Here is a 26,788-nt window from a genome sequence, read left to right as displayed (position 1 = left end):
ATAACGTTGCACGAACTTCCTTCACTTCTCTACGCGAGAGTGATCTGAAATCAACAAAGCAATGACCAGGAGCTCGAACCTCCCCGTCACCCAGACTGCATTGGCTATCGTCAACGAGATATCTCCCAGAGGAGATTACCTCACTGACGGTAACGCCCCAGACCCCGCACGAAGGGCTACGCGCAATCGCAGTGTGCCAGTCACGAGACTCCTGGGCCGTTACACGCGTCGACCGCGAGTAAGACGGCATTCCATTGTCGACGGATGCAGGTCCAAAAGCGTGGGACGACGGCTTTCCATCGTCATCCATTAGGTGACGAGTAATCTGCCGAAATGCAACCTCGTGAGGATCGCTCATCAACTGTTCGTCGTCAAATAGCTCGACATCCGGCATGCTCACGAAACGCTCACCCCCGCAAAGCGCAGCGCATCCGTCAGATCGTCCGATTCCGAGTGCTCACCGGCGCGCTGCCCTCGTTCAATAGCGAACATCTCGAATGTACCATCCTCAAGAACTTCGATATTTCGCACCCCAGCCCTGTCACCCCACTCAAATAGGACTCCGCCCTCTTCGGTTGGGAAAACGCTCGGCATCTCGATATCCGCATGCCTCATCTTTTCAATCAGTTTACTTGCAGCGTCGAGCGCCACAGAGGTAACCTGTAAAGCATTCCCACCATCCCATTCGGGCCCTAGTGCAGCGAACCCCCGAAGTCGGTTACCCCAAACTGAATTGTCGAACTCGACCTTCTCAACCAAATCAGTTTGCCAGAATCGCCAGGGAGCCCCATCCTTGTACTGCAGTTCACCCGTGATCCTGGTTAATGGACCTTCTTCACTGGAATTAACTACTTCGCGGAGATCCTCCAGCAACTCCGGAGTCGCCGGATATCGCCCCCGAATCTCATCCCCGTCTTGCACGACAAACTGGTACGTCTTTTTGTCCGCATTGAGCGCCGTGATGCGACCAACGAGACTTCGGTGGGATTTGAGCAAACCGCTTTCTTCGGCGCTCGGCGGAGTCTCCAAGAAGTCTTCGGCGCGGAACAGATACTCGAGGGCTCGCGATCGCGTCTCGTTAGTGATACTAGACGGAAGAGAATCAGGGCGACTCGGGTAGTACTCGATACTCTGTTCGTCCGTTAGCGTTTCTCCGAAGCGAGAAACTGCTTCGCGAATACTCCTATCGGACTTTCCGAAGGATTTTTCGAGATCGACATTGCCTGACTCTGAATAGGCTGCCTCGATATACCGATCCGCGACATCCTGCGCTTCACTCTGGTACTCAGAATAAATTACCTGCTGCTCAAACATTAGAAAGACGTCGGCGCTGCCATCGTCAATCTGATCAATAGTGAGGCGCGCAGAGTTGCTAACCTCTTCAGGTACAGATTCGTCCGGGTGTTCTTGCTGCCACCTGGCTTCAGCCGCGAGACGAACGATTTCCTGGTAATTTTGAAGCTCAACGAGAGAGTCCACAGGGAGCCTGCCGCCCTCGAAACGCGCACCAGTGAGGCGAACACGCTTGTACTCGCGCTCCCCCCTGGACTCGTCCCGCTCCGTTCGCTCCGTCATGGCGACATCCTATGCGCACGTGCCCACAGCCAAGGCCCGTGTCCACGTTCACCTCACGGCCACAGTCGAGTGTTCAAATCCTGCGGTGTTGCACCTCGTGCGGGGGAGCCTAGGCCCACGTGCGTGTCCGCGTGAGGACTTTCCTTACTGACTCAAGGCGGCGGCTCCGCCGCCGCGCGGGTGCGCAGCGCCGTCCGCCCGCGTGTCCTCGCTCCGCTGCGGGCCGCGGTGCTCCGTCACTGCGCACCCGCATAGCGAAGGCCGGCTCCCTCCATCAGGAAGAAACCGGCCCCCGCTCTTCGACCTCGCTCACAGCAGGAGCATCACCCGGATCAACGTCGCTTCAATGGACTCCGGCGGCACAAAACGCACGGTCACCTGAACCTGCTCGGAACCGATGCCGTACTCTTCTGCTGCGAGATCGCGGACGTACTCATCCAACTCGTCGTAGTCCTTCGCCGTCACGACACCCGGCAGAGTCATGATCACTCCAAGGTACTGACCCGCCTCCGTTACGTACGCCACGACCACGTCCTCTCGAACAGCGACGCCTTCGAGCTCTGTCTCCTGGCGGTCCTCCATGAATAACTGCCACAGAGCGTCGTACACCTCGCCACGCGCCTCCTTGATGTAGCTCACGGACGCCGGATCAATCTCGATCTCGTCCCTCTCGAACCGGTCCGCGTACACTGCCAGGCGCGCGTTTTCTGCAGCCTCTGTGTCTCGGCTATCTGAAATCATTGGCTTCTCCTCGGTTGGCCTTCAAGCTGGTGATGGGGAGTCAAGACAAGCTCACCGGTGGTGCACGCTCCTGAGCCAGGACACGCGGACTGCTGGAGTCGAGGCAGATGACGACCCGTTCGTCCATCAATGACTCCTGCCGCGGACGCTTCGCGTCCTTGCCTTCGATGCGCAGCTGAGCACGTCTGGCCGTGACCCCCTGGTGACCCCCGACCATGCAATCGGGAGCCATCTGCTCCCCTCGGGCACCCTGTGCACCGCCTGCAACGGCTATGGTGGCATTGTCTCCAGGACTCCTAAAGCGGGTGTCGCGCGTTCGAATCGCGCCGGAGGCACGACGCAGTCTCCGGCGAGCACGACGAAACAGCTCCACCGTCGGACCTCTTCCGCAGCCTCCGGTAGCGTGGCGATGTGCCTCCCGTCACCAGCGCCGATGCCCCCGAGCCGTTCTCCGACTTCTCCGACATCGACGGCTTCCTCCGCATCCCACGCCTGGCCTCGGTCGCCGCCGGCCCGGACGGACGCGTGGTCGCCGCGATCCAGGAGGCCGACGAGCCCGGCGCGAAGCTCGTCTCCTCCCTGTGGGAACTGGATCCGGACGGTGAGCACCCGGCACGGCGCCTGACCTTCTCGGAGAAGGGCGAACGCGGCCCGAGATTCGCCTCCGACGGCTCGTTGCTGTTCACGTCGGCCCGCCCCGACCCCCTCGGCGAGGACGACGAGGATTCCGCGGCGATCTGGCGCTTGCCGCGCATCGGCGAAGCACGACTGGTCGCGTCCACCCCGGGTGGCCTGGAGCTGCTGGCGATCGCCGACGACGGGACGCTGCTGGCCGCCACCGGTGTTCTTCCCGGCGCCACCCTCGAGGACGACGCCGATCGTCGGGCGAGCCGCCAGGACGCCGAGCAGACCACCATCTGGCACACCGGCATGCCCATCCGGCGGTGGGACCACGAACTCGGCGACTCCGAGCGCCACCTCGTGCTCGTCTCCCCCGAGGGTGACCTCACCGACCTCACCCTCGATGCCGGCACTCTCCCCCTGCACGCCGCCTCGGCGGATCTCTCCCCTGACGGGTCGACGGTCGCGACGTCCTGGACCGAGCGCGTCCGGGGCGGGGAGACCCGCTCGTCGCTCGTGCTGATCGACACCGCGACCAGCGAGCGCACCACGCTGCTCGCGGCCGGCGACGCCGCCGAGTACCACGACCCGCGCTTCTCACCCGATGGCACCCGCCTGGCGCTGATCCGCTCAACGCTCTCCGGCCCGACGGACACCAGCTACAGCCGCCTCGAGATCCATCCGCTCGGCGGCGGGGATCCGACCGTCGTCGACACCGGCGACCTGACGGTCAGCGAGTTCTCATGGACCCCGGAGGGCACCCTGCTGGTCACCGGGACCTGCACTCCTCGGGCGCAATGCTCAGCGTCGATGCTGCGACCGGTGCGGTGCGCGAGCTCGTGACCGGCGGTGTGTTCTCGTCGCTCGCTCCGGCGCCCGATGGTTCTGTCATCGCGCTGCGCAGCGATATCGCCACGCCGGCGCGGCCGGTGCGGATCGCGGTGGACGCGGCTGTGCGTGAGCTGCCGGCCCCGGGGGCCGTGGGCCGGCTGCCGGGAACCGTGGAGTGGGTCGAGGCCGATGTCGGCGGTGTTGCCGTCGGTGGATGGCTGTGCATGCCCGAGTCCGCGTCGGCCGGCTCCCCCGCGCCGTTCATGCTGTGGATCCACGGCGGCCCCCACGCCTCCTACAACGCATGGAGCTGGCGGTGGTGCCCGTGGCTGGCCGTCGAGCGCGGCTACGCGGTCCTGATGCCCGATCCGGCGATGTCGACCGGGTACGGCGACACGGGTCTGAACCGGGGCTGGCCGCGCCGTCCGGACGTCGTCTACCGCGAGTGCGAGGCGCTGTTCGACCAGGAGCTCGCGCGTCCGGAGCTGGACGGCTCGCGCACCGCGATGCTGGGCGCCTCCTTCGGCGGGTTCATGGCGAACTGGATCGCCGGGCACACGGACCGCTTCGACGCGGTCGTCACCCACGCCGGGCTGTGGGCGCTGGAGCAGCAGCACCGCACCACCGATGCGGCCGCCTCGAAGATGCGCGTGCACCGCCATGAGGACGAGGACCCCCAGTGGTACCGCGCCTTCTCCCCGCACCGCAGCATCGGTGCGATCACCACCCCGATGCTCATCACCCACGGCAACCGCGACTACCGGGTACCGATCAGTGAAGCGCTGCGACTGTGGTGGGACCTGGTCTCGACCTGGGACGGCCCGCCCGAGACCATGCCGCACCGGTTCCTGCAGCTGACCAGCGAGAACCACTGGGTGCAGACGCCCTCGAACGCCCTCGCCTGGAACCGGACGGTGCTGGCCTTCTGCGACCAGCATGTGCTCGGCGCCGACCGGATCCCCGACGCCCTGCCCTGGTGACCGACCGGTCGTGATCCACACGTCCCTGCAGAGCCCTGACCTCGGTGATCTGCCGCCGACGGGATAGGCTGGGGGACCCCAGAGGATCGCTGGTCCCCGAGGCCGCGCCCCGAGCACCCGCAACCACGGATCCAGCACTGACCGGAGGAGGGATGATGGCTGACAGCAGACGACGTTTCGACGCGACCTGGCTGCCCTTCGGGATGATCATCGGGTTCACGGTGGGGATCGGCGTGGGCCTGTCCATCTTCAACAATCTTTTCCTCGGTGCGGGAATCGGATTCATCTTCGGCGCCGCACTCGGGGTCGCCCTCGGGTTCCGGGACCGCCGCGGCTCGAAGAGCCAGGAAGAGATCGAGGACGCCGCGCAGGACCGTGCCCGCCGCCGCGACGACGGGCACGCCGGGGACGACGAGCTCTGACCGCGCGGCCGCACGCGGGTTGAGCGAAGCAGGACCGAGCGAACCAGGACCGAGCGCGCCAGGGCTCACCGCCCCGGGACCGCGCCTCGGGGCGGCTCCGCGGACCGTTCCTCCCCAGGCCGCCTCCGTCCACCAAAATCCCAGGTGTCTTTCCCGGGAATCCGAGCCCGTGGTGCCATGCTTATCGCACCTGGTCGACTAACGGCCGGTGAACACCGCCTGACTTCCCCAGGAGGCACCGATGAAGGTCACCGACACACACCCCAGCGCAGCCGAGCATTTCGACTACCTCGAGCCCGATCTCCAGCCCGAGACGGCAGCCGACGAAGCCCAGATCTTCGCGCGGGAGAGGGACGAGACCCTGACCGGCCTGGTGGAGGCCACCGGCCCCCTCGCGGTCAGCTCCCGCCACCTCTCCGCTCGCTCCGCCTGAGACCACCAGCCGGAGAACGTTCCCGCGGGAACGTTCTTCCGTCGGGTCCGGTCAGCGGCGGCCCGGTCAGCGGCCGAGCGCTCAGGCACTCGCCGTGTGCCCGCCCGGCTCCCGGCGCGCCACGGTGACCAGATGGTCGACCGGGCCGTGCCCCTGCTCCGGCGCGAACGAGAGGTCATAGGCGGCGCCGCCGATCAGCGCCCGCTGCAGGAAGTCACGCCCCGCGCCGACCGCGGCCAGGTCGTCTCCTGCTTCGGATTCGCCGACCCTCTCGTGCGAGGCGTCCATGGTGGCGGCGAGAACACCCAGGGCGTCGGGCCCCGCTGAGCGGACCATCGCGATGCGCGCGTACTGCGCGGCGATCGCCGCGGAGAGCGTGCACCCGGTGCCGTGGGTGGCGCGGGTGCGCACGCGCTCGGCCCGCAGCAGGTCCACGCCGCCGGGGTGAGCGACGACGTCGACGACCTCGTCGTCATCGTGGTGCCCGCCCTTGAGGACCACGACGGCGGGACCCAGCTGCTGCAGCCGCACGGCCTGCTCCTGCATGGTCTCGACATCGGGGGCGACCTCCGCATCCAGCAGCTTCGCCGCTTCGGGCAGGTTCGGCGTGATCACGTGCACCAGCGGCAGCAGCAGTTCGCGCAGGTTCTGTGCCGCCTGCCGGGGCAGCAGTTCATCGCCGCTGGTGGCGACCATGACCGGGTCGAGCACGACGGTGCCGAACTGGCCGGCTCGCGCGGCCATGGTCTCGGCGACGGCGGCGACGACCTCGGCGGAGGTGAGCATCCCCAGCTTGGTGGCGTCCAGCGGGATGTCATCCAGAACGCTGGTCAGCTGCGACTGCACGTCCTCGGCGGTCATCGGCGTCACGGACTGCACGCCGCGGGTGTTCTGCGCGATCACGGCGGTGATCGCGGTGGTGCCGTAGACGCCGAGTGCCGTGAACGTCTTCAGGTCGGCCTGGAAGCCGGCGCCGCCGCTGGGGTCGGAGCCGGCGATGGTCAGTGCTGTCGGTGGTCGCATGGGGCGGTCCTCCTGGGGTGTGCTGCGGAGCCGGGCCGGTGGGGGGCGGGGTCCGCGGACGGGTGGTCACGGACTGCTGGATGAGCGGCCCTGGTCGATGGCTTCTCGGAGTCGGCCGGCGGCCGCAGCGGGGTCGGGTGCCGCGGCGATGGCCGAGACCACGCAGAGACCGTCCACACCGGTGGCCGCGATCTCCGGGGCGAGGCGGTGGTCGATGCCGCCGATGGCGACGGCCAGCGGAGCTGAGGCGGCCGATACGTGCCGCGCCTGCCGCCACGGGTCCAGGCACTCCGCCAGTCCCTCCAGGCCGAGCGGCGGCGCGGCGTCGGCCTTGGTGGCGGTCGCGCGGATCGGGCCGATGCCCAGCACGTCGGCCGTGTCCTCCGCGAGCGCGGCGCGCACCTGGCCGGCGGTGCCGGCGGAGAGGCCGATCATCAGCTCCTCCCCGAGCACCTCGCGGGCAGCGGCCGCGGCGACGTCGCTCTGGCCCACGTGGAGGTGGCACCGCGCGGCCTCGGCCACACCGAGACGGTCGTTGACGAACAAGGGCACCTCCTGGGCGCGAGGGCCGAGCTCGCTCGCCAGGCGTTCCCGGCATGCGCGGACCAGCTCGAGCAGGTCGGCGTCGGAGGCGTCCTTGTCCCGCAGCTGGATCGCGCCCGCTCCGCCGCGGACGGCGGCGAGGACCACGCCGGGCACCGCGTCGATCCCGCCGGACAGCGCCGAGTCGGTGACGTGGTACAGCGAGAAGTCGGCCGCATGGGCGGTGCGCAGGGACGGCCGGATCACGCCGGGGCCGCCTGCTCCTGAAGACCCACGAGCTCGAGCACGTCGGCGGGCGTGAGGGTGTCCAGCGCATCGAGCCAGCCGACGGCGAAGGACCCGACTCCCTGCGCCTCCCGCGCGGCGAGGGTTCCGGCGGCGCCGTGCAGGGCATGTGCGGCGAGCACCGCGTCGTGGGGGGTGAGGTCGGTGTCGCGGCTTGAGCCCAGGAGGGCGGCGCAGGTCGCGCCGAGCGCACAGCCGGTGCCGATCACTCGCGCGAGCAGGGCGTCGCCGCTGGTCAGCACTGTGATGCGACCCGCGGAGACGATCGCGTCGCGCTCCCCGGAGACCGCGACCACGGCACCAGTGCGGGCGGAGAGGTCGCGGGCGGCGTCGAGCACCGCCTCGACCGTGTCGGTGGAATCGACGCCGCGCCCTCCCCCGCCGGTGCCGGCGAGCGCGGCGATCTCGGAGGCGTTGCCGCGGACGGCGGCGGGCCCGAGGGTCAGCAGTTCGTGCGCCAGCGGGGTGCGGACGGGCAGCGAGCCGACGGCGACCGGGTCGAGCACCCAGGGCCGTCCGGCGTCGCGGGCGGCGCGGGCGGCGGCGGGCATCGCCTGCACCTGTCCCTCGGCCACGGTGCCGGTGTTCACCAGCAGCGCGTCGGCCGCAGCGGCGAAGACCGGCGCCTCCTGCGGGTGGTCCACCATCGCGGGGGCGGCCTCGATGGCCAGCAGGACGTCCGCGGTGATCTGCTGGACGACGGTGTTGGTGATGCAGTGGACGAGCGGGCTGTGCCCGCTGAGCGCCTCGAGGGCGCTGCGTAGCCGGTTCTCGGGCGTGCTCGTAGTCATCGGTGACGATCCCTTCGCAGGTGCAGACCAGGGCAGGTTCGACGGGTGTGCTCTCAGCCGCCGCTTCTCGACGGCACCCCGCGTCACTGGTCGGCGACTTTAGCAGGGGCCGAGACAGGGGCACACAGGATCTTCACACTCATAATCCTGTAATTCCTTGGTATTCTCTTGACCTTCCCTTGACCTGATGCCACGGTGTGAGCGGCAACGCATCGACGCGGATCCACGACGGACAACCGTCTCCCGCAGTCGGCGGAGAGGACGCCATGACCATCACGAGCACCGCACGCCGGGCCCGCACCGTACTGACCGTCGCCGCGGGGGCGGCGCTGCTGTCCGCGTCGGCCTGCAGCACGAGCGCCGGAGCCGACGGGGAGGACAGCGCGGGGGCGCCGTCCGAGACATCGGATCAGGGTGAACAGCAGGAGGGCGGACAGAACACCAGCGACGGCGGGGGCGCCGCGACCAGCAGTGAGCAGGGGGACGGGGACTCGGACGAGGGGTCCGAACAGAACGATGGGGTGGATGCGGGCGACGAGGACGAGGCGACGGAGCCGACGGAGCCTGAGACCCGTCTCGTGCTCGTCACCGATCTGGGACCCGAGGAGCCCGGTGAGGGCGATCTCGTGCGCAGCCCCGACCAGCTGGCCGCCCTGCTGACCGGGCCCCTCGGCGGGATGGCCGAGTGCTACGACGAGCTCACGCTCAGCCCGGGCGCCACCGCGTCGTGCATGGGCCCGGCGAGCGTCGACTCTCCCGACCCGGACCAGGAATGGACGGCGCACTCGGTGCGGATCCCGTCCGCGGAGGACTTCACCGCCGGCAGCAGGGTCGCGATCCTGTTCACCACCGGCGGCGCCCTGACCGGGCCGGCCGAGGTCCTGCTGGAGGAGACCGTGTCCCTCACCGGCCTCGGCGTCAGCTCGACGTTCGGGGCCGAGGACCTGGATTCCGAGCAGCTCGCGCAGCACACGCTGGAGGTGCTCACCTCCCCGAATGCTTACGTCCCCGTCGACTACGCCGACTGGGAGCACGTGAGCTGCCAGGACGGCCTCTCCTTCGCGACCTTCGAACCGGTGGCCTGCACCGCGACCACCGCCGGCGGCGATCACTGGGAGCTGGAGGTGGCGCCCGGGGCTTTCGCCGGCAACGACCAGGGCCTGCTGGTGGGCATCGAGACCCTGTGACCGTCGTCCAGCGGAGCGGCTGAGCATCGCGGCCAGGCCGTGCGGCCGACCGGGGGGAGGCCGCAGGGCGAGTGAGTGACCGGCGCCCCTCGCGATACAGTCATCGCGTGAGCGCGACCACACTGCCCATCCCCACCGATGCCGGCGACCTGCCCGGACTGCTCTGGCTGCCCGAGCACCGCGAGGAGCCGGTGCCCGGCCTCGTGGTGCTGCAGGAGATCTTCGGCGTCTCCGACTACATCCAGCGGCGCTGCGCGGATCTCGCCGCGCTCGGCTATGCGGTGCTGGCCCCGCAGCTCTTCGCCCGCCTCGATCCGCCGATCGTCGGCATCGACGACTGGGAGGACGCGGAGTCCTGGCTCGGCGAGGCCATGACCCTGACCCAGCAGCTGCCCTGGGAGCGGGCCGAGGCCGACGCCATCGCCGCCCTGGGCGCGCTGCGTGCGCACGGCGCGGTGGACTCCGAACGGGTGGGGCTGCTGGGCTTCTGCTACGGCGGCGGCCTGGCCTTCGCCGCTGCGGCGTCCGCCGCCGAGGAGGACCGCCCGCCCACGACGCTGGTCAGTTACTACGGCTCGGCCCTGCCTTCCCTGCTGGATCGCGCGGGCGTGGTCACCATGCCGAGCCTGCACCACTTCGGCACGGCAGACGACTTCATCCCGCCCGAGACCGTCGAGCAGATCCGCCAGGCCGTCACCGCCGGCGGCGCCCGCGAGCAGGTGCGGTTCGAACTGCACGAGGGTGCGGGGCACGCCTTCGACAATCCGCACCCGTTCGTCCACCACGCGCAGGCCTCCGACGCGGCCTGGCAGCAGACCGTCGACTTCCTCGCCGAGACGCTCCCCCTCCGCGCCTGACCCTCCGCGGCTGACCCTCCGCGCCTGACCCTCCGCGGCCGGGTATCTGCGTATCTGCGCCCGCGCCTTCGCATCACGCCGCCCGAGGGCGTCTGCGTGTCCGTCCGGCCCGACTCGTCGTTCTCCGCCGAAACATGCCCGTGACCTTCCGGTCCCGACGAGCCCGCCGTTCTGGGACCCACGACACCCGCGTGACCGAATAGTTATGTCCGGATCGTCCGACAATCCGGTTGTCCCCGGGCCGGCACCGCTGGACGCGGCATCGCTCCAGGTCAACCGGACCTTCCGAGCTTCGCGCCGGCCGCACCTACGGCTGTCTACCGGCCCTGAACAGGCCTTTCACGAGCTCTGCCGACCCCATTCCTGATAAAGAACCGTTTGCCGTACGCCGGGCCGCTTGTGAGGATGACTTGTCGGGTCGGCGTCCTGCGATGCCGGCGTCCTGTGACGTGGGGGATACACGGGACCCGGATCGCCACCCCGGCCCGCCACCCGAACTTCCATGAAGGAGCCTGCGTGCCAGCAATTACCGCCGACGGTCTGTACAAGATCTTCGGACGCCGTCCAGCGCGAGGCGTCGACGCGCTCCGCAAGGGCGGAACCAGAGAACAGCTGCGCGAGGACGGCCTGACCGCGGCCGTGATCGACGCCAGCTTCAGCGTCGAACCCGGCGAGATCTTCGTCGTCATGGGGCTCTCCGGCTCGGGCAAGTCCACGCTGATCCGCATGGTCAACGGACTGCTGCCCGCCACCGCCGGCGAGCTTTACATCGGCGATCGCAACCTCACCTCGCTCAGCCCCGCCGAAGTCCGCGACGTGCGCCGCAAACGCATCTCCATGGTCTTCCAGCACTTCGCGCTGATGCCGCACCGCACCGTCGGGGAGAACGCCGCCTACGGTCTTGAGGTCAGCGGGGTGAACCGCAAGGACCGTGAGGCCAAGGCCGCCGAGGCCCTCGAGATGGTCGGCCTGAAGGGCTGGGGCGGATACAAGCCCAGCGCCCTCTCCGGCGGCATGCAGCAGCGCGTCGGCCTGGCCCGCGCTCTGGCCGCCGGGACCGACATCATGCTGATGGACGAAGCCTTCAGTGCCCTCGATCCGCTGATCCGTCGCGACATGCAGGACCAGCTCATCGACCTCCAGCAGCGCCTGGAGAAGACGGTCCTGTTCATCACCCACGACCTCAACGAGGCCATGCGCATCGGCGATCGCATCGCCATGATGCGCGACGGACGGATCGTGCAGATCGGCACCAGCGAGGAGATCCTCAACGAGCCGGCCAACGACTACGTCGCCCGGTTCATCCAGGACGTCGACCGCAGCCGCGTGCTGACGGCGGAGTCCATCATGGAGCAGCCCCACGAGACGCTCGGCATCGGACAGGGCCCGCGCACCGCCCACAAGCTGCTGCGCGAATCCCAGGCCCCGTGGCTCGTGGTCCTCAAGCGCGATCGCACCCCGGCCGGAGTGGTGTGGGAGGACGACGTCGCCCGCGCCGTGAGCAACGGCGAGGATGATCTGCCGTGGTCCGCGTACGAGATGCCGGTCGTCGCCCATGACACCCCGATCGCCGAGCTGTTCACCGTCTCGGCGCAGCACCGCACCCCGCTCGTGGTGACCGACGCCGAGGGTCGTTTCGCGGGGGTGATCCCCCGGGTCACGCTGCTGACAGCTGCCGGGGCCGCCCTCTCGGAGCCCGAGGCCGTGGCCGAGCCGGTCCCGGATCCGGGGGCTCCACCACCGTCGGGGGGCGCCCCCGTCCCTGCCCCGTCGACCTCCGAGGATGGTAAGGCGCGATGAACGGGTTCCCACGCATTCCCCTGGGTGAGGGCGTCGAGTGGCTGATCGAGTGGATCAAGTCGAACGTCGCCTGGTTGCTGGACGCCTTCAGCTGGCTGATGAATCTGCTGATCGACGGCATCACCGACGCGCTGCTGTTCCTGCCCGCGCTGGTGATGGTGCTGCTGTTCGCGCTGCTGGCCCTGGTGCTGCGCTCCTGGCGCTTCGCGCTGGGCACCGCGGTCTTCTTCACGTTCGTGATCGCCATCGAACAATGGGTCCCGGTCATGCAGACCATGGCCCAGGTCCTGGTGGCGACGGCGATCGCAATCCTCATCGCCGTGCCCACGGGCATCCTCGCGGCGACGAACTCGACCGTCAGCACGCTCATCAAGCCGGTTCTCGACTTCATGCAGACGATGCCGGCGTTCGTCTACCTGATCCCCGCGGTCACGTTCTTCTCCATCGGCGTGGTCCCGGGCATCTTCTCCACGATCATCTTCGCGCTGCCACCGGGTGTGCGCATGACCGAGCTGGGTATCCGACAGGTCGACTCCGAGACCGTCGAGGCCGGCGAGTCCTTCGGCGCCACCAAGGGCCAGATTCTCACCGGCATCCAGCTTCCCCTGGCCGTGCCCACCATCATGGCGGGCGTCAACCAGGTCATCATGCTCTCTCTGTCGATGGCCGTCATCGCCGGCATGGTCGGTGCCGACGGCTCCGGCAAGGAGGTCGTCCAGGCCATCAACACCCTCGACCTGGCCCGCGGCGTCGAAGCCGGCGTCGGCGTGGTGCTGCTGGCCGTCTACCTCGACCGCATCACCGCCGCGCTGGGCAATCCCGCCGGCCACACCGGCTCTCTGATGGCTGCCATCCAGAGGTCGAGAACCCAGAAGGCGAGCACCGGTATCTGACCGCACCGTCCGGACGTCCCACCGCCTCCGCACAGGAGGCGAGAGGCCGCCCGGTGACATGACCGACGAACGTTCTTCGAAAGGACACCTGATCATGAACACACGACGTCCCCTCACCTCTCGGCGAGCACTCACCCGTCGCTCCGCCCTCGTCAGCGGCGCGGGTCTCGCGGGGCTCAGCCTCGCGGCCTGCGGCGGTTCCGGCGACAGCGGCGGTGGCAGCGGCAGCGGCGGCAGCGACAACGGCGGCGGTGGCGGTGGCGGCGAGACCATCACCCTGGGCTACATCGCCTCCTGGACCGATGGCCTGAGCACCGCGTACCTGCTGGACAACCGCCTGACCGCGATGGGCTACACCGTCGAGCACGAGCAGATCTCCGATGCGGCCCTGCTGTACACGGCGCTGGCCAACGGCGACATCGACGTCTACCCCTCGGCGTGGCCGGAGGTCACCCACAAGGAGTACATGGATGAGTACGGCGACTCCATCGAGGAGCTCGAGCCGTACTACCCCAACGCCAAGCTGACCATGGCGGTGCCGGAGTACGTGGACATCTCCTCGATCGCCGACCTCCAGGGCCAGGCCGACCGCTTCGGCGGCCGCATCGTCGGCATCGAGCCCGGCGCGGGCCTGACGGCAGCCGTGCAGGACTCGGTCATGCCTACCTACGGACTCGACGAGAACTACGAGCTGGTCACCTCCTCGACCTCGGCGATGCTGACCGAGCTTGAGAGCGCCGTGGACGCCGAGGAAGACATCGTCGTCACGCTGTGGCGCCCGTTCTGGGCCAACTCCGCCTACCCAGTCAAGGACCTCGAGGACCCGGAGGGTGCGCTCGGCGAGTCCGAGGCCCTGCACTTCCTGGGCCGCGAGGGCTTCAGCGAGGACTTCGCCGACGCCGCCGAGTTCATCAAGGGCATCGAGCTGGACGATACGCAGTACGGCGCCCTCGAGGACATGGTCGTCAACGAATACGGCGAGGGCAAGGAAGCCGAGGCCATCGAGGCCTGGCTCGAGGAGTACCCGGACGTCGTTCCCGACGTCGAGGGCTGATCTCCCTCACCATGCATTCCGGCACCCGCGCTGATCACCCCTGACCGCCCCGACGGTCGGGAGGTCGTCTTTGCCCGCTGAGGCGGCGGAGACGCGGTGACGCGCGTGGGCGCGCGTGTCAGCACGCACGAGGCCGACCGACTCGAGGCCGGTGCCCGCGCCCCTGTGGCGCCGGGCACCGGCCTCGCTGCGTCTGCGCGCCAGCGCATTCGTGCGGCAAGGCGGTCGGTTCCGCGCCGCCTCGCCGCATCCGATACCGATCCGACGAAACGAGACGGAAAGAAGAGAGATGCACGTGAACTTCACGCGGAGGAATGCACTGCTCGGCGGCGGCCTGGCGGCCCTGGGGCTGGCCAGCTGCTCGAGTTCGGAGGGCGCCGGTGACGGCGGAGGATCCGGCGCGAGCGAGACCATCACTATCGGCTACATGGAGGCCTGGACGGACACCGTCTCCCTCGCCTTCCTGCTGCAGGACCGTCTGACCGCGCTCGGCTACGACGTCGAGTTCGAGGTGCTCGCAGATGCCGCCATCGCGTATACCGCGCTCGACAACGGCGACATCGACCTCCTCTCCTCGGGTTGGCCGGACGTCACGCACGCGGAGTACATGGAGGAGTACGGGCAGAACGTCGAGGACCTGGTCACCTACAACGCGAACGCCACCAACATGCTGGCCGTGCCCGAGTACATGGACGTCTCATCGATCGAGGAGCTCGCCACAGACCCGGACCGCTTCGGCGGCCGGATCGTGGGTATCGAGCCCGGCGCGGGCCTAACCGGCATCGTCCAGGACAGCGTGATACCCACTTACGGCCTCGACGGTGGCTTCGAGCTGGTCACCTCGTCCACGGCAGCGATGCTCACGGAACTGGGCAACGCGATGGATGCCCAGGAGGACATCGTCGTCACGCTGTGGCGTCCGTTCTGGGCGAATCAGGAGTTCGCCGTCCAGCCGCTCGAGGATCCCGAGCGGGCCTTCGGAGAGCCGGAGACCATGCACGTGCTCGGTCGCGACGGCTTCAGCGAGGACTTCGCCGACGCAGCGGAATACATCGGTCAGCTCGAGTTAACCGACGAGGAGTACGAGACGCTCGAGAACACGATCGTCAACGACTACGATTCCGGGCAGGAGGCTGATGCCGTCCAGCAGTGGCGGAAGGAGAATCCGAACGTCCTGCCGGCCGTGGACGAAGACTGACCCACATAGCCCGCCACGCCGTGACGACGGGCCCGATCGCGACGCATCGCGATCGGGCCCCTCGTCGACCTCTCCGGCCTCTTCGCCGGCCTAGCAACGCGCGCTGGTCCTCAGTTCTCGACGGTGACCTCGGCGCCGGTCCGTGCCGAGGCGTAGCAGGCATCGAGCACCCGGGCACGGCGCAGGGCGAGCGACCCGTCGTGCGCGGCCCAGTCCTCGGAGCGCACCTTCTGCAGGAAGTTCGCGACCGCGCGGGCGTGACGACCGTCCTCCCCGACGACTGGCTGCAGCTCGGCAGGCATGCCGGCCACCTCAGTCCACACGTTCAGGCGCTGGTACGGGTCGCTCGGGGGCCCTCCCCATTCGATGGAGGCGCCGCCGTCGGCCCCGTAGAGGGTGACGTAGCACTGGTCGTACGGGATCCACTGGGCCCAACTGGTCTCGAGCAGTAGCGTGCCGCCGCCGTCGATCCGCAGGAACGCCGTGGCGAGGTCCTCGACCTCGAAGGGCGTGCCCTCCTCGACCTGCGAGACGCCGAAACCGGAGCCGCCGCGACCCAGCGGCCCGAACTCGGCGTGGGTGCTGGCAGAGGCCGCTGTCACCTCTGGCTCGCCCATCAGGTGCAGCGCCATGTCGAGCATGTGCACGCCGATGTCCATCATCGCGCCGCCGCCGGAGCTGGCGGTCTTGGTGAACCAGGTGCCCATGCCCGGGATGCCCTGGCGGCGCAGCCACCCGGTCTTGGCGTAGTAGATCTTGCCGAGCACCCCGGACTCGACCACCTGACGCAGGGCCGTGACGTCACCGCGCTGGCGATGGTTGAACGCCACGTCGAGCACGCGACCGGCTCGGTCGGCGGCAGCGACCATGCTCTCGGCGGCCTCCGCGGTCTCGGCCATCGGCTTCTCGGTGAGCACGTGCAGACCCGCCTCGAGGGCGGCGGTCGCCATCGGAGCATGCAGGAAGGTCGGCGTCGCGATCGAGACGACATCGAGGTCTGCCTCGGCGATCATCTGCTTCCAGTCCCGGTAGCGGCCCGGGACATCGTGCTCGTCCCCGAACCGCGTCAGCAGGTGCTCCTCCATCGCGGACAGAGCGACCAGGTCGACGGTGGGGTCGGCGGCGTAGGCGGCCACGTGCTGCTGGCCGGCCCAGCCGAGGCCGATCACGCCGGCGCGCAGCCTGCGCTGCCCGCTTCCCTGTTCTGCTGCGGTCATCGTGCTGCCGTCCTTCCCTCGGGTGTGTGAGCACGGACAACCCTATGTCGGCGCTGCATGACGGCGCCGGGCGGACCGTATGACGTCGGGACATTCTGAGACCCGCCTCGCTTCTTGCCCGATTCCACCGGGATGACCGATTCCTCCCGTAATATGAACTCAGCGCGAGAGCTCGGCGCGGTTCAGCACGACGACGTGCCCCGGAACCGCTCCCGTTCTCGCGCCAACTCCTGCAGTCCTGCTGTTCCCGCAGTACCCCACCCACCGCATCCGTCGCTCCGGGCCCTGCCCACTGTGTCGGCTCATCCCAGGGAGAACCATGTCCGAGGTCTCGTCGTCCGCTCCGTCCACCCGTTCCCGCAAGGTGCGCGCCCTGCTCGCCGGAGGCCTCGTCCTCGGCGTCGGCGCCGCCATCACGCTCGCGGCGTGGAACGACTCCGAATACGCCACCGGGAGCTTCGAGTCCGGGGCCTTCGACCTCGAGGGCAGCGTGGACGGCTCGACCTACGACGAGCACGCCACGGCCGCCACCGCCGCCCCGCTCGCGTTCAGCCTCGACGCCTCGAACCTCTCGCCGGGCGATACGGTCACTGCTCCGTTCGCCGTGCGCCTGGACGACACCACGACCTACGGCGCGAACGTCGCCGTGAAACCGTCGGCGACCTCGGGCACGGTGACGGGCCTGAGCTATTCACTCGCCACGACCAGCGCCTTCGGGTGCCAGGCCTCCGCCGCGGACACGCTGGTCCCGGCCGGCACGAGCTTCGGCACCGAGCCCGGCACCGCGAACTTCGATCTGGCAGCGGGCGACGGCGCCACCGCGGGGGACGCGGTCTTCCTCTGTTTCACGGTCACAGCAGGTGAGGCTCTGCAGCAGGGGCAGTCCGGTACGGCCACCTGGGAGTTCCTCGCCACCTCGGACAGCTGACCGGCAGGTGTCCAGCACACCGGGAGCCGGGCCCCGTACCACCTGGTGGTTATGGGTGAGGGCCGTGCTCGTCTCAGGCCTCGCGCTGGGCGCGGGCGCCACGACGACGCTCGCCGCGTGGACCGACCCCACCCGGGCGCAGGCGGATTTCTCCGCCTCGACGTTCGTCGTCGAGGCCAACCCGTCGGCCCCCTACTCCCCCGGCGGCCCGTGGGCGACGCATGCCGAGACCGCCGCCGAGCTGCGTCTCGCGGCCGACGGGATCACGCCGGGCTCCACCCGGTACGCGCCGCTGGCGCTGCGCACCACGGCGGGCTCGCTCGGCGGGACGGCACTGCTGGGCGGAGCCCAGGTCACCGGTGACGGGACGGGCTCCCCGCAGCTCGGCCCGGCTCTGCGGTACCGCGTGGTCACCTACGAACCGGGCACCGGCACCTGCGCCGGGCCCGCGTTCGGGGACGGCGCCCGATTCCTCGTGGGGACGTCCGCCACGACTGTTCCCCTCACAACCGGTCAGGATCCGCAGCGCCCGCTCACCCTGCCCGCCGCGGGGCCGGACGCGCCCGGCCCCGCCGTCCACCTGTGCCTCGAGCTGTCCCTCCCGCGGGGCGCCGACAACGCCCTGCAGGGCAAGACCGCCACCGCCCGGTGGCAGATCACCGCGACCTCGGAGACGACATGAGCACCAGCACACGGCACGCCGCACCAGGCTCCGACGCCGGTCGGCGGTCCCTCACCGACCGGGCGCTGAACGCCGTCCTGAACCTCGCCGCGGCTGGCGGGGCGCTGTGCATCGTGCTGGTCGTGCTCGCGGTGGTCTTCGACATCTCGCTGATCCTGTTCCGCACCGGGTCGATGGAGCCGGCGATCGCGCAGGGGTCGCTCGCGGTGGTGCGGGAAGTGCCGGCCTCCGAGGTCGGCGTCGGTGACGTGGTGACCGTGGAGCGGGGCGAGCGCCTGCCGATCACGCATCGCGTGACCTCGATCGAACCGGCCGCGGACGGGCGCTGGGAGATCACCATGCAGGGCGACGCGAACCCCGGGCCGGACCCGGCACCGTACTCCGTGACCACGGTCCGCCTCGTGCTGTTCTCGATCCCCGGCCTGGCCCGCCCCGTCGCGGCGCTGAACTCCCCGTGGGTGCTCGGCGGTGTGACCCTCGCCGTCAGCGCGCTGGTGGTGTGGGCCCTGTGGCCGCGGGCCCGCTCGACCGCGGGCGCCCATAGCACCGAGGACACCGAGGACACCGAGGACACCGTATGAGCCAGCCCTCCCGTCGGCGTCTCACGGCGCTGCTGGCCGGTGCAGCGGTGCCGGCGATCCTTCTGCTGGGCGTCGCCCTGCCGACGTCCATCCAGCACACCGAGGCCGGATGGACTCAGACCAGCGCCGTCTCCGGTCAGGCCCGCGCGGCCACGATCCCCGCACCGCGCCTGACAGCGCCGTGCGAGTTCCAGCCCGGAGTGCTGGGGCTCGGAGCCCGTGTGCGCATCTTCTGGTCGCTCCCAGCGGGGTACACGCTCGCGGACGTCGAGGTGCGGGCCTCCACCAGCGGCCTGGGATCGGTCCTCGCCCCACTGACGGGCTTCAACGTCACGGGCAACACTGTGCAGCAGTCGGACGGCACCTACCGCACCGATGTTCCGACGCATCTGCTCGGTGGCCTCCTCGGCCTGGGCAGTGAGCTCGAGATCGCCGTCGTGGTGCGGGATGCGCCCAGCGGGTGGGTCTCGACGCGAGCGGCGGTGGCCAGCAACGCCGGCCTCCTGGCCGGTATCGGAGGGACCTGCCGCAACCTCACCTGAGCCGCAGGCGGCCCCGTCGTTCACAAGCCATGCTTCTCGCGGGAGAATCGGACAGTGTCCGACAGGACCCGACCTCCGAGAGAGCTGAGAGAGGAGCATCGTTGACGACGCACCCGACCTCCGCCCGCCCGAGCGACGCCCCGGACCGGTCCGCCGACGCCGCACAGCGCGGGGCCGACGCCGACTGGTGGCGCCAGGCGGCCGTCTACCAGATCTACCCGCGTTCCTTCGCCGACGGCAGGGGCGACGGGATGGGCGACTTCCGCGGCATCATCTCGCGTGTGCCCTACCTCCGGCAGCTGGGGATCGACGCGGTATGGCTGAGTCCGTTCTACCCCTCCGCCCTGGCCGACGGTGGCTACGACGTCGACGACTACCGCGACGTGGACCCGCGCATCGGCACCCTGGAGGAGTTCGACGAGCTGGTGGCGGAGCTGCACGGCGTCGGCATCAAGGTCATCGTCGACATCGTCCCCAATCACTCCTCGGACCGTCACGAGTGGTTCCGCGAGGCGCTGGAGTCCCCGCGCGGATCGAACGCGCGCAGGCGGTACATCTTCCGCGACGGCAGGGGCGAGAACGGGCAGCTGCCCCCGGCGGACTGGGAGTCCGTCTTCGGCGGCCCGGCCTGGACGCAGGTGCCCGATGGGCAGTGGTATCTGCACAGCTTCGCCAAGGAGCAGCCCGACTTCAACTGGGAGCATCCCGAGGTCCGCGAGGACTTCCTGCGCACGCTGCGCTTCTGGTCCGATCGCGGGGTCGACGGGTTCCGCATCGACGTCGCCCACGGGCTGTCCAAGGACCTCGCCGAGGACCTTCCCAGCAAGGCCGAGCTGGAGGAGATCCCCAAGGACGGCAACCATCCGCTGTGGGACCGCGACGAGGTCCACGAGATCTACGCCGAGTGGCGGAAGGTGTTCGACGAGTACGATCCGCCCCGCATCGGAGTCGCCGAGGCCTGGGTCGAGACCGCTCAGCGGCGCGCGAAGTACGCCAGTCCGAAGGGGCTCGGCCAGGCGTTCAGCTTCGATCTCCTGGAGGCGGATTTCGAGGCGGAGGACTTCCGCCGCATCGTCTCCGACAACCTCGCCCAGTCCGCGGAGACCGGCTCGTCCAGCACCTGGGTGCTCTCCAACCACGACGTCGTCCGCCACGCGACCCGCTACGGGCTGCCCCCGCGCGACGGCCGCCCCGGCAAGCAGGGCGTGGAGTGGATCATGGCCGGCGGCCCGGAGGACGAGATCGACCGGGAGCTGGGCCTGCGCCGCGCCCGGGCGGCGACCCTGTTCGAGCTCGCCCTGCCCGGCAGCGCCTACCTGTACCAGGGCGAGGAGCTGGGCCTGCACGAGGTGGTCGACATCCTTGACGACCAGCGCCAGGATCCGGCCTTCTGGCGCAGCGCTCCCGGCGACCGGGGCAAGGACGGGCTGGGGCGTGACGGCTGCCGGGTGCCGCTGCCGTGGACTCGTGACGGGTCCTCCTTCGGCTTCGGGGAGGACGGCTCGCATCTGCCCCAGCCCGACTGGTTCGCCGAGTACTCGGTCGAGGCAGAGGAGGGCCTCGAGGGCTCGACGCTGGAGATGTACCGTGCGGCCCTGGCCCGCCGCCGCGAGCTGCAGACGGACGAGACGCTGACCTGGGACGAGGAACTGTGCCGCGGAGAGGTGCTGGGCTTCGAGCGTCCCGGCGGGTGGCTGAACGTCACCAACTTCGGGGACTCCCCCGTGGCCGTTCCCGAAGGGGACGTGCTGGTCACCAGCGCCGAGCTCGAGAGCGGGCCCGACGGGCAGCGCATGCTGCCGGGCGCAGCCACCGTCTGGCTGCGGCGCCCGCAGCGCTGACGCAGCAGCAGCGACAGCTGGCAGCCGCCAGTCACCAGCCAGCCGGCACGGGACGTCGACCGCCCGCGACGGCAATGACCGTGCGCGAGCGCACCGAGCTGTCGCCACCCGCACGTAACGGGTAGCCCCACCAGCGCAGAGCGCCCCGGCCGTTCGAGCACGCGTCGAACGGCCGGGGCGCTGTCATGTCCTCGCCGCCGGGCGCGAGGGCGGCCGTGGGCCCGCGGCGGCGGGTCGCTGCTGGGTCAGCGGATCAGCGAATAGGGCAGCGAACAGGGAGCTCGGCTGCGACAGGCAGCGAACAGGCGGAGCCGAATCCGTCGGCCTGAGCTGACATGTTCGGCAGCCTCACGGCGTTGTACCCCGGGGAGCCGCCCTCGCGGCGCGCTCCCGGCCGCGATACGCGGCCGCACCGCACCCGTTCCCGAGGAGCTGTCATGACACTCATCCCCCGCACCGAGCTCGACGTCTTTCCGCTGAACCTGGGTGGCAACACCTTCGGATGGACCTCGGACCGCGAGACGTCCTTCGCCGTGCTCGACGCCTACGTCGCCGCGGGCGGCAACTTCATCGACACCGCCGATGGGTACTCCGCGTGGGTCGAGGGCAACTCCGGCGGAGAGTCGGAGACGGTTCTGGGGCAGTGGATGGCCGAGCGCGGCAACCGCGACCAGCTGGTGATCGCCACCAAGGTGGGCTCGAAGCCGGACCGCAAGGGCCTGGAGGCCGCGAACGTGGAGGCGGCCCTGACGGAGTCGCTGCAGCGTCTGCAGACCGACGTGATCGACCTGTACTACCTCCACTTCGATGACGAGTCGGTGGCGATCGCCGATCAGGTCCGCACCTTCCACGGGCTCGTCGAGTCCGGCCGCGTGCGTCACATCGCGCTGTCGAACTTCTCCCCGGAGCGCATGCGCGAGTGGTTCGAGACCGCACAGCGCGAGGGTTTGACCGTCCCGGAGGCGATCCAGCCTCAGTACAACCTGCTGCACCGGGCGGACTACGAGAACTCCTACGGGCCGATCGCCCGTGAGTTCGACGTGGCCGTCTTCCCCTACTTCGCGCTGGCCTCCGGTGTGCTCACCGGCAAGTACCGCTCCAGGGAGGATCTGGAAGGTCGCGCTCGCAAGGGCATGGCGCAGTCCCTGGTCACCGACGAGAGTCTGGCCGTCGTCGACGCGCTGGAGAAGGTTGCCTCCGCTCACGGCGCGGAGATCACCAGCGTGGCCCTGGCGTGGCTGCTGACCAAGGGGGTCACGGCGCCGATCGCCTCGGCCTCGACCACCGAGCAGGTGCCCGCCCTGATCGCCGCCGCCTCGCTCGAGCTCTCGGCCGAAGAGGTCGCTGCGCTCGATGAGGTCTCCCGTCCCTTCGCCTGAGTGATCGGCGGGCTGCCCGGGCCCGGACCGGCACCGGGCAGCCCGCCGCCCGCAGCACATCCCGCCCCTCATCGAGTCATCCAGCCCGCCGGATCAGCACCCTCTCAGAGGCCATCTAGGCTGGATACATGGTTGCTCAGGATTCCTCACGACCGGTTCGCCCCCCCCTCCCGCAGGCACCGCACACGCACCCTCGTGATCGTCGCCATCGCGGCAGCGGTGGTCGCCGGAGTCGTCGGGCTCGGCGCCGGCGGGGTCGGCGGGTTCATGCTCTCCTCCGGCTCCGGCGGATCGGGCGGTTCCCGCGCGGAGCAGAACGTCGCCGAGGGGTGCGCAGTCCTCGAGCGCATCGAGAGCGACCTCCCCTTCGAGGAATCGGAGTTCAGTCTCGAGACCCCGCAGATATTCGAGATCACCGCCATCGCGAGCTCCTTCATGGCCGCCGGCACGGCCGACCCGGACCGCTCGGACCTCTACGACGCCGGGCAGCGTGTCCAGAACGGTGTGAACACCTTCGACGTCGAGGAGATCAATGCCGCGCTCCAAGCGCTGGGGTCCGAGTGCAGGTGAGCGGCTGGCGGTGGTGACGGGCCGGCCCGAGGGAAGCGCACGCGCGCCGATGCTGCGCCAAGAGACCCGAACTCCCCCAGCCGGCACGGCTACAGTGCCTTCGAGCCCGACGCCCACTGCCGAGAGAGATCGATGCCGCCTTCGACGACCCTGACCGCTTCCGCCGTTCACGCCGGATACCCCGGGGAGAGAGTGCTCGAGGGGGTGGATCTGACGATCAGCTCAGGCGAGGCGCCGTTGGGCCTGCTGGGCCCCTCCGGAGCCGGGAAGACCACGCTGATCGATGTGCTGCGCGGGGAGCTGAAGCCATCGGCCGGGGACGTCACCTACCAGGGTCGCAGCGTCGGCCGCCTGCGCGGGAAGGATCGCAAGGAGTTCCGCGCCGCCGTGCGCTTCATGTCGCAGTACTCGATGACGATCTCGGATCCACGCGAGACCGTACGGGCCCGCCTGCAGCGTGCGGCCAAGGAGGCCCGCAAGGGAGGCCGCACCCACGCCGTCTCCCCCGCGGAGATGCTGGCGACCGTCGGCCTCGAGGACCACGTCCTGGATCGTGCGCTGATCACGCTCTCCGGGGGTGAGAGGCAGCGAGTCGCCCTGGCAACGGCCCTGGCCACGCGCCCGGAGATCCTGGTGCTCGATGAACCGCTGACCGCGGTGGACCCCGGCATGCGCGGCGAGATCGCCGCGTCGCTGACCGCTCTGATCCAGCGGCTCGGCGTGGGCACGCTGATCGCCTCGCATGATATCGAGCTCCTCCAGCGCATGTGCCCACAGGTCGCCTTCCTCGGGCAGCGCCGCATCCTCGCGCGGGGACCGCTCGAGGAAGTCCTGGCCAGCACGGAGCACGAGGACATCCGCGATCTCGCCGCCAGCGTCCCGCAGGCGATCCAGCGCTTCCGCTGACCCTCCGGCGTGAGGCGGGACGCTCCGCCGCGGTGGAGCGAGGGTCCGGCTGTCACTGCAGTGCGCGCACCTCGGCGACGGCGGTGTAGAGCGCGCGATGGGCCGGGCGCAGCGAGGCATGCGCCTCGGCGGCCGACGGATCCGGCTCGATGGTGCGGACGGTCTCGCGGGCCGCCAGCGGGACGATGCCGTGCTCCAGTCCGAGAGCGTCGGCCGCGGCGATGGCGCAGCCCACCAGAGCGGCGCCGTCCTGCTCGAGGGTCCGTACGGGCCGGCCCATGACGTCGGCGAGGATCCGCAGCCACGGCGCGGAGGCCGCTCCCCCGCCGGTCACCGCCAGCGGACGCCGTTCCTCCGCCCCCTCGACGTGCGCGTGGGCGAGGGCGTGGGCGATCCCCTCGAGCACCGCCGCATACATGTCGATCCCGCGGGTGCTCGGTCCCATGCCGATGAGCGCGGCGCGCAAGTCGCCGTCCCGTACGGGGAAACGCTCCCCGAACAGGGAGGGCAGGGCGAGCAGGCCCGTCGCCCCGCGACCGTGCTCGGCCTCGCGGCGCTCGAGCATGGCGTCGGCCGTCGCCGCGGATACGCCCTCCAGAAGGGCTTCGCGCGCCCAGGACGCGGCGGCGCCGGCTGCGAGCAGGGCGGAGATCCGCAGGGTGCCGCCAGCTGCGCGGCGGGTCGCGCCGAGGGCGAGGTGGTGCGATGCGCCCGGGCGCGAGGCGGAGTGGGCGCGGGGCAGCACGGTCGCGAGCCAGCCGCTGCTGCCGAGGTAGGCGTACTCGTCCCCCGGGTCGAGGCCGACCAGGCCCAGCGTCGTCGCCCCGGCATCACCGGGCGCGAGCACCACGGGAAGACCGGCGGGCAGGCCCAGCAGCTGTTCCGCACTCGCGCCGGTGCGGCCGATGACCTCACCGGCGCTCGTGGTGATCGCGGGCAGCAGTGTCTCGTCGATGCCTGCGGCCGCCGCAATCGGCGGCGACCAGGTGCGGCTGCGAGCGTCGAGGAGACCGGTGGCGGCGGCCGTGGTCGGATCGCACCAGCAGCCCAGACCCAGCAGGTGCGCGAGGTGGCCGGCGGGACCGAAGACGATGCCCCGCGTGCGCTGGACGAGGTCCGGGTCGGTGCGTACCAGGCGGCGGAACATCGCGGCGCAGCTGGTGGCGTCCTGCAGGTTCCCGGTGATCCGGTCCCACGAGGAGACTGCTGCATCCTCGTCCCGGAAAGCCGCGTGCAGTTCGTCGGCCTCCCGAGCGGCACGGGTGTCGCTGTAGAGGATGGCCGGGACGTCGGTGCCGTCGTCCGTCTCGAGCACGAGGTCCTGCATCTGTCCGGTCAGGGACAGCGCTGCGATCGGCGCATCGGGTGAGCCATCGCCCGGCCCGTCGGCCCGGATGGCCGTGATCGCCGCGCGTGCGGAGCGCACCCAGTTCGACGGAGCCTGCTCCGCTCCTCCGCCCGGGGCGGATCGGGTGGGGTACGCGCTGCTCGCCTGCGCCCGGAGGGTGCCCGTCGTGTCGATCAGCGCCGCTTTGGCAGCGGAGGTCCCGAGATCCAGGCACAGGAGGGAGGGCATGCGCTCAGAGTAAGGGGCTGGCCCTTTCGGTGCGGGGCACCCGTCGGCGCACACCGCGTCACCAGTGCCGCGCCGCGGGCTCCCTCACTCGGCTGTCTCGGTAGGCAGCCCGGTGACCTCGTAATCGCGCTTGATGGTCGCGGTCGCCCGGCCCCACGCGTCGTCCTTGACCCGTTCCTGGTGGGCAGCGAACGCGTCGGCGTCACGGAACTGCTCCTGGACGGACCAGATCAGCGGATCGTCCGTCCGCGTGACGTCGAAATACTCGCAGCCCTCCTCGGCGCGGGTCAGTTCGACGTGGCGAGGCAGGTACGCCTCGACGACCCTCGCCTCGTCGACGTCGGCGCAGACGAGGTTCCCGGTGAGCCGGACTGGCGACATGGACGCTCCCTGTGGTCGATCGTGCGGTGTGCTGAGACCGCCCCCAGGGTGCCATCTCTCGCAGCGCCGGGCGTGGACGTTCCGTCTCCGCCTCGTCCGTGCGCCGCAGCCGGGACAGCCCGAGCACGCCGGCGGCCGAGACGGCTGCGAACAGCAGCAGCCACACCGCGGCGGACGGTGTCAGCGCGCTCTCCCCGAGCACCAGGATCCCGATCGCCGCGGCGGTGATCGTGTCGGTGATGGTGCTGCCGGCGACGACCACAGGCGCAGGAGAGGTCCGGTGGGCGCGTTGGAGGTGCACGTTGGCGAGCCCGGCGCCGACGGCGATCGAGACGAGGGCGACAAGGGTCCCGGGGGCGACCAGCATGGCCGCGAGTCCGTCGCGGAGGACGAGTTCGACCAGCACCTTGACCACGGTCGTGATGCTGGCGAAGAGCATCGCCGCGACGACGAGTCCCGCCAGGTGCGCCCTCCTGCTGTGGGTGCCGCGTGCGAGCCACGCGAGGGCGCCTGCCGCCAGCGCGAACACCGCCTGGATCGTGATGACGTCCGGGAGGCGACTGTCGAGGTCCGATCCGAGCGCCTCGCCCGGATGCGAGGAGAGCACGCCGACGACACCGAGCACTCCGGCCACGCACGCCAGGATCGACACCACGACCGAGCGGGTCAGGACGATCCGGCCGGTGAGGGCCCCGACGGCGGAGGAGGCCGCCAGAGCGATGATGTTCACCGCCTGCACGGCGCTGACCGGGGCCAGCGCGAGGGCGAGCAGGTTCGTCATCACGGCCGCGGCCAGGAGGCCGGCGCCCAGCAGCCAGCCACGGCTGGTGAGGTAGCTGCGCCACTGCCCGTCCGTGGCATGCACGGCTCGAGATTGCAGCTCGACGCCGGCTGCCAGCAGCAGCGCGCCGACGAGGGCGACGCCCAGTCCGAGCAGAAGGGTCGACATCG

At 70.0% G+C, this 26,788-nt stretch carries 27 protein-coding genes and 1 riboswitch; of the genes, 18 read left to right on the top strand and 9 right to left on the bottom strand.

Annotated elements, in window-relative coordinates; all coding sequences use genetic code 11:
• Positions 1–396: 396 nt before the first annotated feature.
• A complete protein-coding gene (locus ACFQS2_RS06080) occupies positions 397–1,575 on the bottom strand; it encodes a hypothetical protein (RefSeq protein ID WP_377793056.1) in 1,179 nt (392 codons plus the stop codon).
• A 309-nt stretch (positions 1,576–1,884) separates the two neighbouring features.
• On the bottom strand, positions 1,885–2,316 hold the full coding sequence (locus ACFQS2_RS06075; RefSeq protein ID WP_377793055.1) for a hypothetical protein: 432 nt from the start codon (positions 2,314–2,316) through the stop codon (positions 1,885–1,887).
• A 411-nt stretch (positions 2,317–2,727) separates the two neighbouring features.
• Here ACFQS2_RS06075 and ACFQS2_RS06070 point away from each other — a divergent pair, with 411 nt between their 5' ends.
• The 4 genes from ACFQS2_RS06070 (at position 2,728) to ACFQS2_RS06055 (ending at position 5,603) form a co-directional block, all read left to right on the top strand.
• Positions 2,728–3,780: a hypothetical protein gene (locus ACFQS2_RS06070; protein ID WP_377793054.1), complete on the top strand. Its 1,053-nt coding sequence runs from the start codon at positions 2,728–2,730 to the stop codon at positions 3,778–3,780.
• Positions 3,735–4,748, top strand: a complete 1,014-nt coding sequence (locus ACFQS2_RS06065) for an alpha/beta hydrolase family protein (protein ID WP_377793053.1) — start codon at positions 3,735–3,737, stop codon at positions 4,746–4,748. The genes ACFQS2_RS06070 and ACFQS2_RS06065 overlap by 46 nt, the downstream gene beginning before the upstream one ends.
• Before the next feature lie 155 nt (positions 4,749–4,903).
• Positions 4,904–5,170, top strand: a complete 267-nt coding sequence (locus ACFQS2_RS06060) for a hypothetical protein (protein ID WP_377793052.1) — start codon at positions 4,904–4,906, stop codon at positions 5,168–5,170.
• A gap of 241 nt (positions 5,171–5,411) precedes the next feature.
• Positions 5,412–5,603, top strand: coding sequence for a hypothetical protein (locus ACFQS2_RS06055; RefSeq protein WP_377018177.1), 192 nt, complete (start codon positions 5,412–5,414; stop codon positions 5,601–5,603).
• An 81-nt stretch (positions 5,604–5,684) separates the two neighbouring features.
• On the opposite strand, the gene thiD is transcribed toward ACFQS2_RS06055, so the two are convergent.
• The 3 genes from thiD to thiM form a co-directional block, all read right to left on the bottom strand.
• On the bottom strand, positions 5,685–6,626 hold the full coding sequence (gene thiD, locus ACFQS2_RS06050) for a bifunctional hydroxymethylpyrimidine kinase/phosphomethylpyrimidine kinase (RefSeq protein ID WP_377793051.1): 942 nt from the start codon (positions 6,624–6,626) through the stop codon (positions 5,685–5,687).
• 66 nt (positions 6,627–6,692) lie between these two features.
• Positions 6,693–7,415 (bottom strand): thiamine phosphate synthase, encoded by a 723-nt coding sequence (gene thiE / locus ACFQS2_RS06045; RefSeq protein WP_377793050.1) that lies wholly within the window; start codon positions 7,413–7,415, stop codon positions 6,693–6,695.
• On the bottom strand, positions 7,412–8,245 hold the full coding sequence (thiM, locus tag ACFQS2_RS06040) for a hydroxyethylthiazole kinase (RefSeq protein ID WP_377793048.1): 834 nt from the start codon (positions 8,243–8,245) through the stop codon (positions 7,412–7,414). The genes thiE and thiM overlap by 4 nt, the downstream gene beginning before the upstream one ends.
• Positions 8,237–8,336, bottom strand: a riboswitch (TPP riboswitch). It overlaps the preceding gene by 9 nt.
• A gap of 175 nt (positions 8,337–8,511) precedes the next feature.
• On the opposite strand from thiM, the gene ACFQS2_RS06035 reads away from it, so the two are divergent.
• From ACFQS2_RS06035 to ACFQS2_RS06010, 6 genes are all read left to right on the top strand, one after another.
• Positions 8,512–9,432, top strand: coding sequence for a hypothetical protein (locus tag ACFQS2_RS06035; RefSeq protein WP_377793047.1), 921 nt, complete (start codon positions 8,512–8,514; stop codon positions 9,430–9,432).
• 107 nt (positions 9,433–9,539) lie between these two features.
• Positions 9,540–10,289 (top strand): dienelactone hydrolase family protein, encoded by a 750-nt coding sequence (locus ACFQS2_RS06030; RefSeq protein ID WP_377793045.1) that lies wholly within the window; start codon positions 9,540–9,542, stop codon positions 10,287–10,289.
• Positions 10,290–10,805: 516 nt separating this feature from the next.
• Positions 10,806–12,089: a glycine betaine/L-proline ABC transporter ATP-binding protein gene (locus ACFQS2_RS06025; protein ID WP_377793044.1), complete on the top strand. Its 1,284-nt coding sequence runs from the start codon at positions 10,806–10,808 to the stop codon at positions 12,087–12,089.
• Positions 12,086–12,982 carry an ABC transporter permease gene (locus ACFQS2_RS06020; protein ID WP_377793042.1) on the top strand — a complete coding sequence of 299 codons (897 nt, stop codon included), beginning with the start codon at positions 12,086–12,088 and terminating at the stop codon, positions 12,980–12,982. The genes ACFQS2_RS06025 and ACFQS2_RS06020 overlap by 4 nt, the downstream gene beginning before the upstream one ends.
• Before the next feature lie 94 nt (positions 12,983–13,076).
• Positions 13,077–14,036, top strand: a complete 960-nt coding sequence (locus ACFQS2_RS06015) for a glycine betaine ABC transporter substrate-binding protein (protein ID WP_377793041.1) — start codon at positions 13,077–13,079, stop codon at positions 14,034–14,036.
• 289 nt (positions 14,037–14,325) lie between these two features.
• Positions 14,326–15,234, top strand: coding sequence for a glycine betaine ABC transporter substrate-binding protein (locus ACFQS2_RS06010; RefSeq protein WP_377793040.1), 909 nt, complete (start codon positions 14,326–14,328; stop codon positions 15,232–15,234).
• A gap of 110 nt (positions 15,235–15,344) precedes the next feature.
• On the opposite strand, the gene ACFQS2_RS06005 is transcribed toward ACFQS2_RS06010, so the two are convergent.
• Entirely contained in the window at positions 15,345–16,451 is a 1,107-nt protein-coding gene (locus tag ACFQS2_RS06005; protein ID WP_377793039.1) for a Gfo/Idh/MocA family protein, read from the bottom strand.
• Positions 16,452–16,770: 319 nt separating this feature from the next.
• Here ACFQS2_RS06005 and ACFQS2_RS06000 point away from each other — a divergent pair, with 319 nt between their 5' ends.
• From ACFQS2_RS06000 to ACFQS2_RS05965, 8 genes are all read left to right on the top strand, one after another.
• Positions 16,771–17,379, top strand: a complete 609-nt coding sequence (locus ACFQS2_RS06000) for a SipW-dependent-type signal peptide-containing protein (RefSeq protein WP_377793038.1) — start codon at positions 16,771–16,773, stop codon at positions 17,377–17,379.
• Positions 17,380–17,443: 64 nt separating this feature from the next.
• On the top strand, positions 17,444–18,061 hold the full coding sequence (locus ACFQS2_RS05995; RefSeq protein WP_377793037.1) for a hypothetical protein: 618 nt from the start codon (positions 17,444–17,446) through the stop codon (positions 18,059–18,061).
• Positions 18,058–18,642 (top strand): signal peptidase I, encoded by a 585-nt coding sequence (locus tag ACFQS2_RS05990; RefSeq protein WP_377793036.1) that lies wholly within the window; start codon positions 18,058–18,060, stop codon positions 18,640–18,642. The genes ACFQS2_RS05995 and ACFQS2_RS05990 overlap by 4 nt, the downstream gene beginning before the upstream one ends.
• Positions 18,639–19,184, top strand: coding sequence for a hypothetical protein (locus tag ACFQS2_RS05985; RefSeq protein WP_377793035.1), 546 nt, complete (start codon positions 18,639–18,641; stop codon positions 19,182–19,184). Before ACFQS2_RS05990 ends, ACFQS2_RS05985 begins: the two co-directional genes overlap by 4 nt.
• Positions 19,185–19,285: 101 nt before the next feature.
• Positions 19,286–21,025 (top strand): glycoside hydrolase family 13 protein, encoded by a 1,740-nt coding sequence (locus ACFQS2_RS05980; protein WP_377793034.1) that lies wholly within the window; start codon positions 19,286–19,288, stop codon positions 21,023–21,025.
• Between the two features lie 437 nt (positions 21,026–21,462).
• Complete coding sequence (locus tag ACFQS2_RS05975) at positions 21,463–22,404, top strand: aldo/keto reductase (RefSeq protein ID WP_377793033.1); 942 nt, start codon at positions 21,463–21,465, stop codon at positions 22,402–22,404.
• 195 nt (positions 22,405–22,599) lie between these two features.
• Positions 22,600–22,974 carry a hypothetical protein gene (locus ACFQS2_RS05970; protein ID WP_377793032.1) on the top strand — a complete coding sequence of 125 codons (375 nt, stop codon included), beginning with the start codon at positions 22,600–22,602 and terminating at the stop codon, positions 22,972–22,974.
• 204 nt (positions 22,975–23,178) lie between these two features.
• Positions 23,179–23,880: an ABC transporter ATP-binding protein gene (locus ACFQS2_RS05965; protein WP_377793031.1), complete on the top strand. Its 702-nt coding sequence runs from the start codon at positions 23,179–23,181 to the stop codon at positions 23,878–23,880.
• A gap of 52 nt (positions 23,881–23,932) precedes the next feature.
• Here ACFQS2_RS05965 and ACFQS2_RS05960 read toward each other — a convergent pair whose 3' ends face one another.
• From ACFQS2_RS05960 to ACFQS2_RS05950, 3 genes are all read right to left on the bottom strand, one after another.
• Positions 23,933–25,456, bottom strand: coding sequence for an FGGY family carbohydrate kinase (locus tag ACFQS2_RS05960; protein WP_377793030.1), 1,524 nt, complete (start codon positions 25,454–25,456; stop codon positions 23,933–23,935).
• A gap of 84 nt (positions 25,457–25,540) precedes the next feature.
• On the bottom strand, positions 25,541–25,747 hold the full coding sequence (locus ACFQS2_RS05955; protein WP_377793126.1) for a putative quinol monooxygenase: 207 nt from the start codon (positions 25,745–25,747) through the stop codon (positions 25,541–25,543).
• A complete protein-coding gene (locus ACFQS2_RS05950) occupies positions 25,659–26,786 on the bottom strand; it encodes a hypothetical protein (RefSeq protein WP_377793029.1) in 1,128 nt (375 codons plus the stop codon). Before ACFQS2_RS05950 ends, ACFQS2_RS05955 begins: the two co-directional genes overlap by 89 nt.
• Positions 26,787–26,788: the final 2 nt, after the last annotated feature.

It is taken from the genome of Brachybacterium sp. GCM10030267 (genome assembly GCF_042666875.1).
Classification (GTDB): domain Bacteria; phylum Actinomycetota; class Actinomycetes; order Actinomycetales; family Dermabacteraceae; genus Brachybacterium.
Note: the sequence above shows the minus strand (reverse complement) of the source record. Positions and strands in the feature narration are given on the sequence as shown.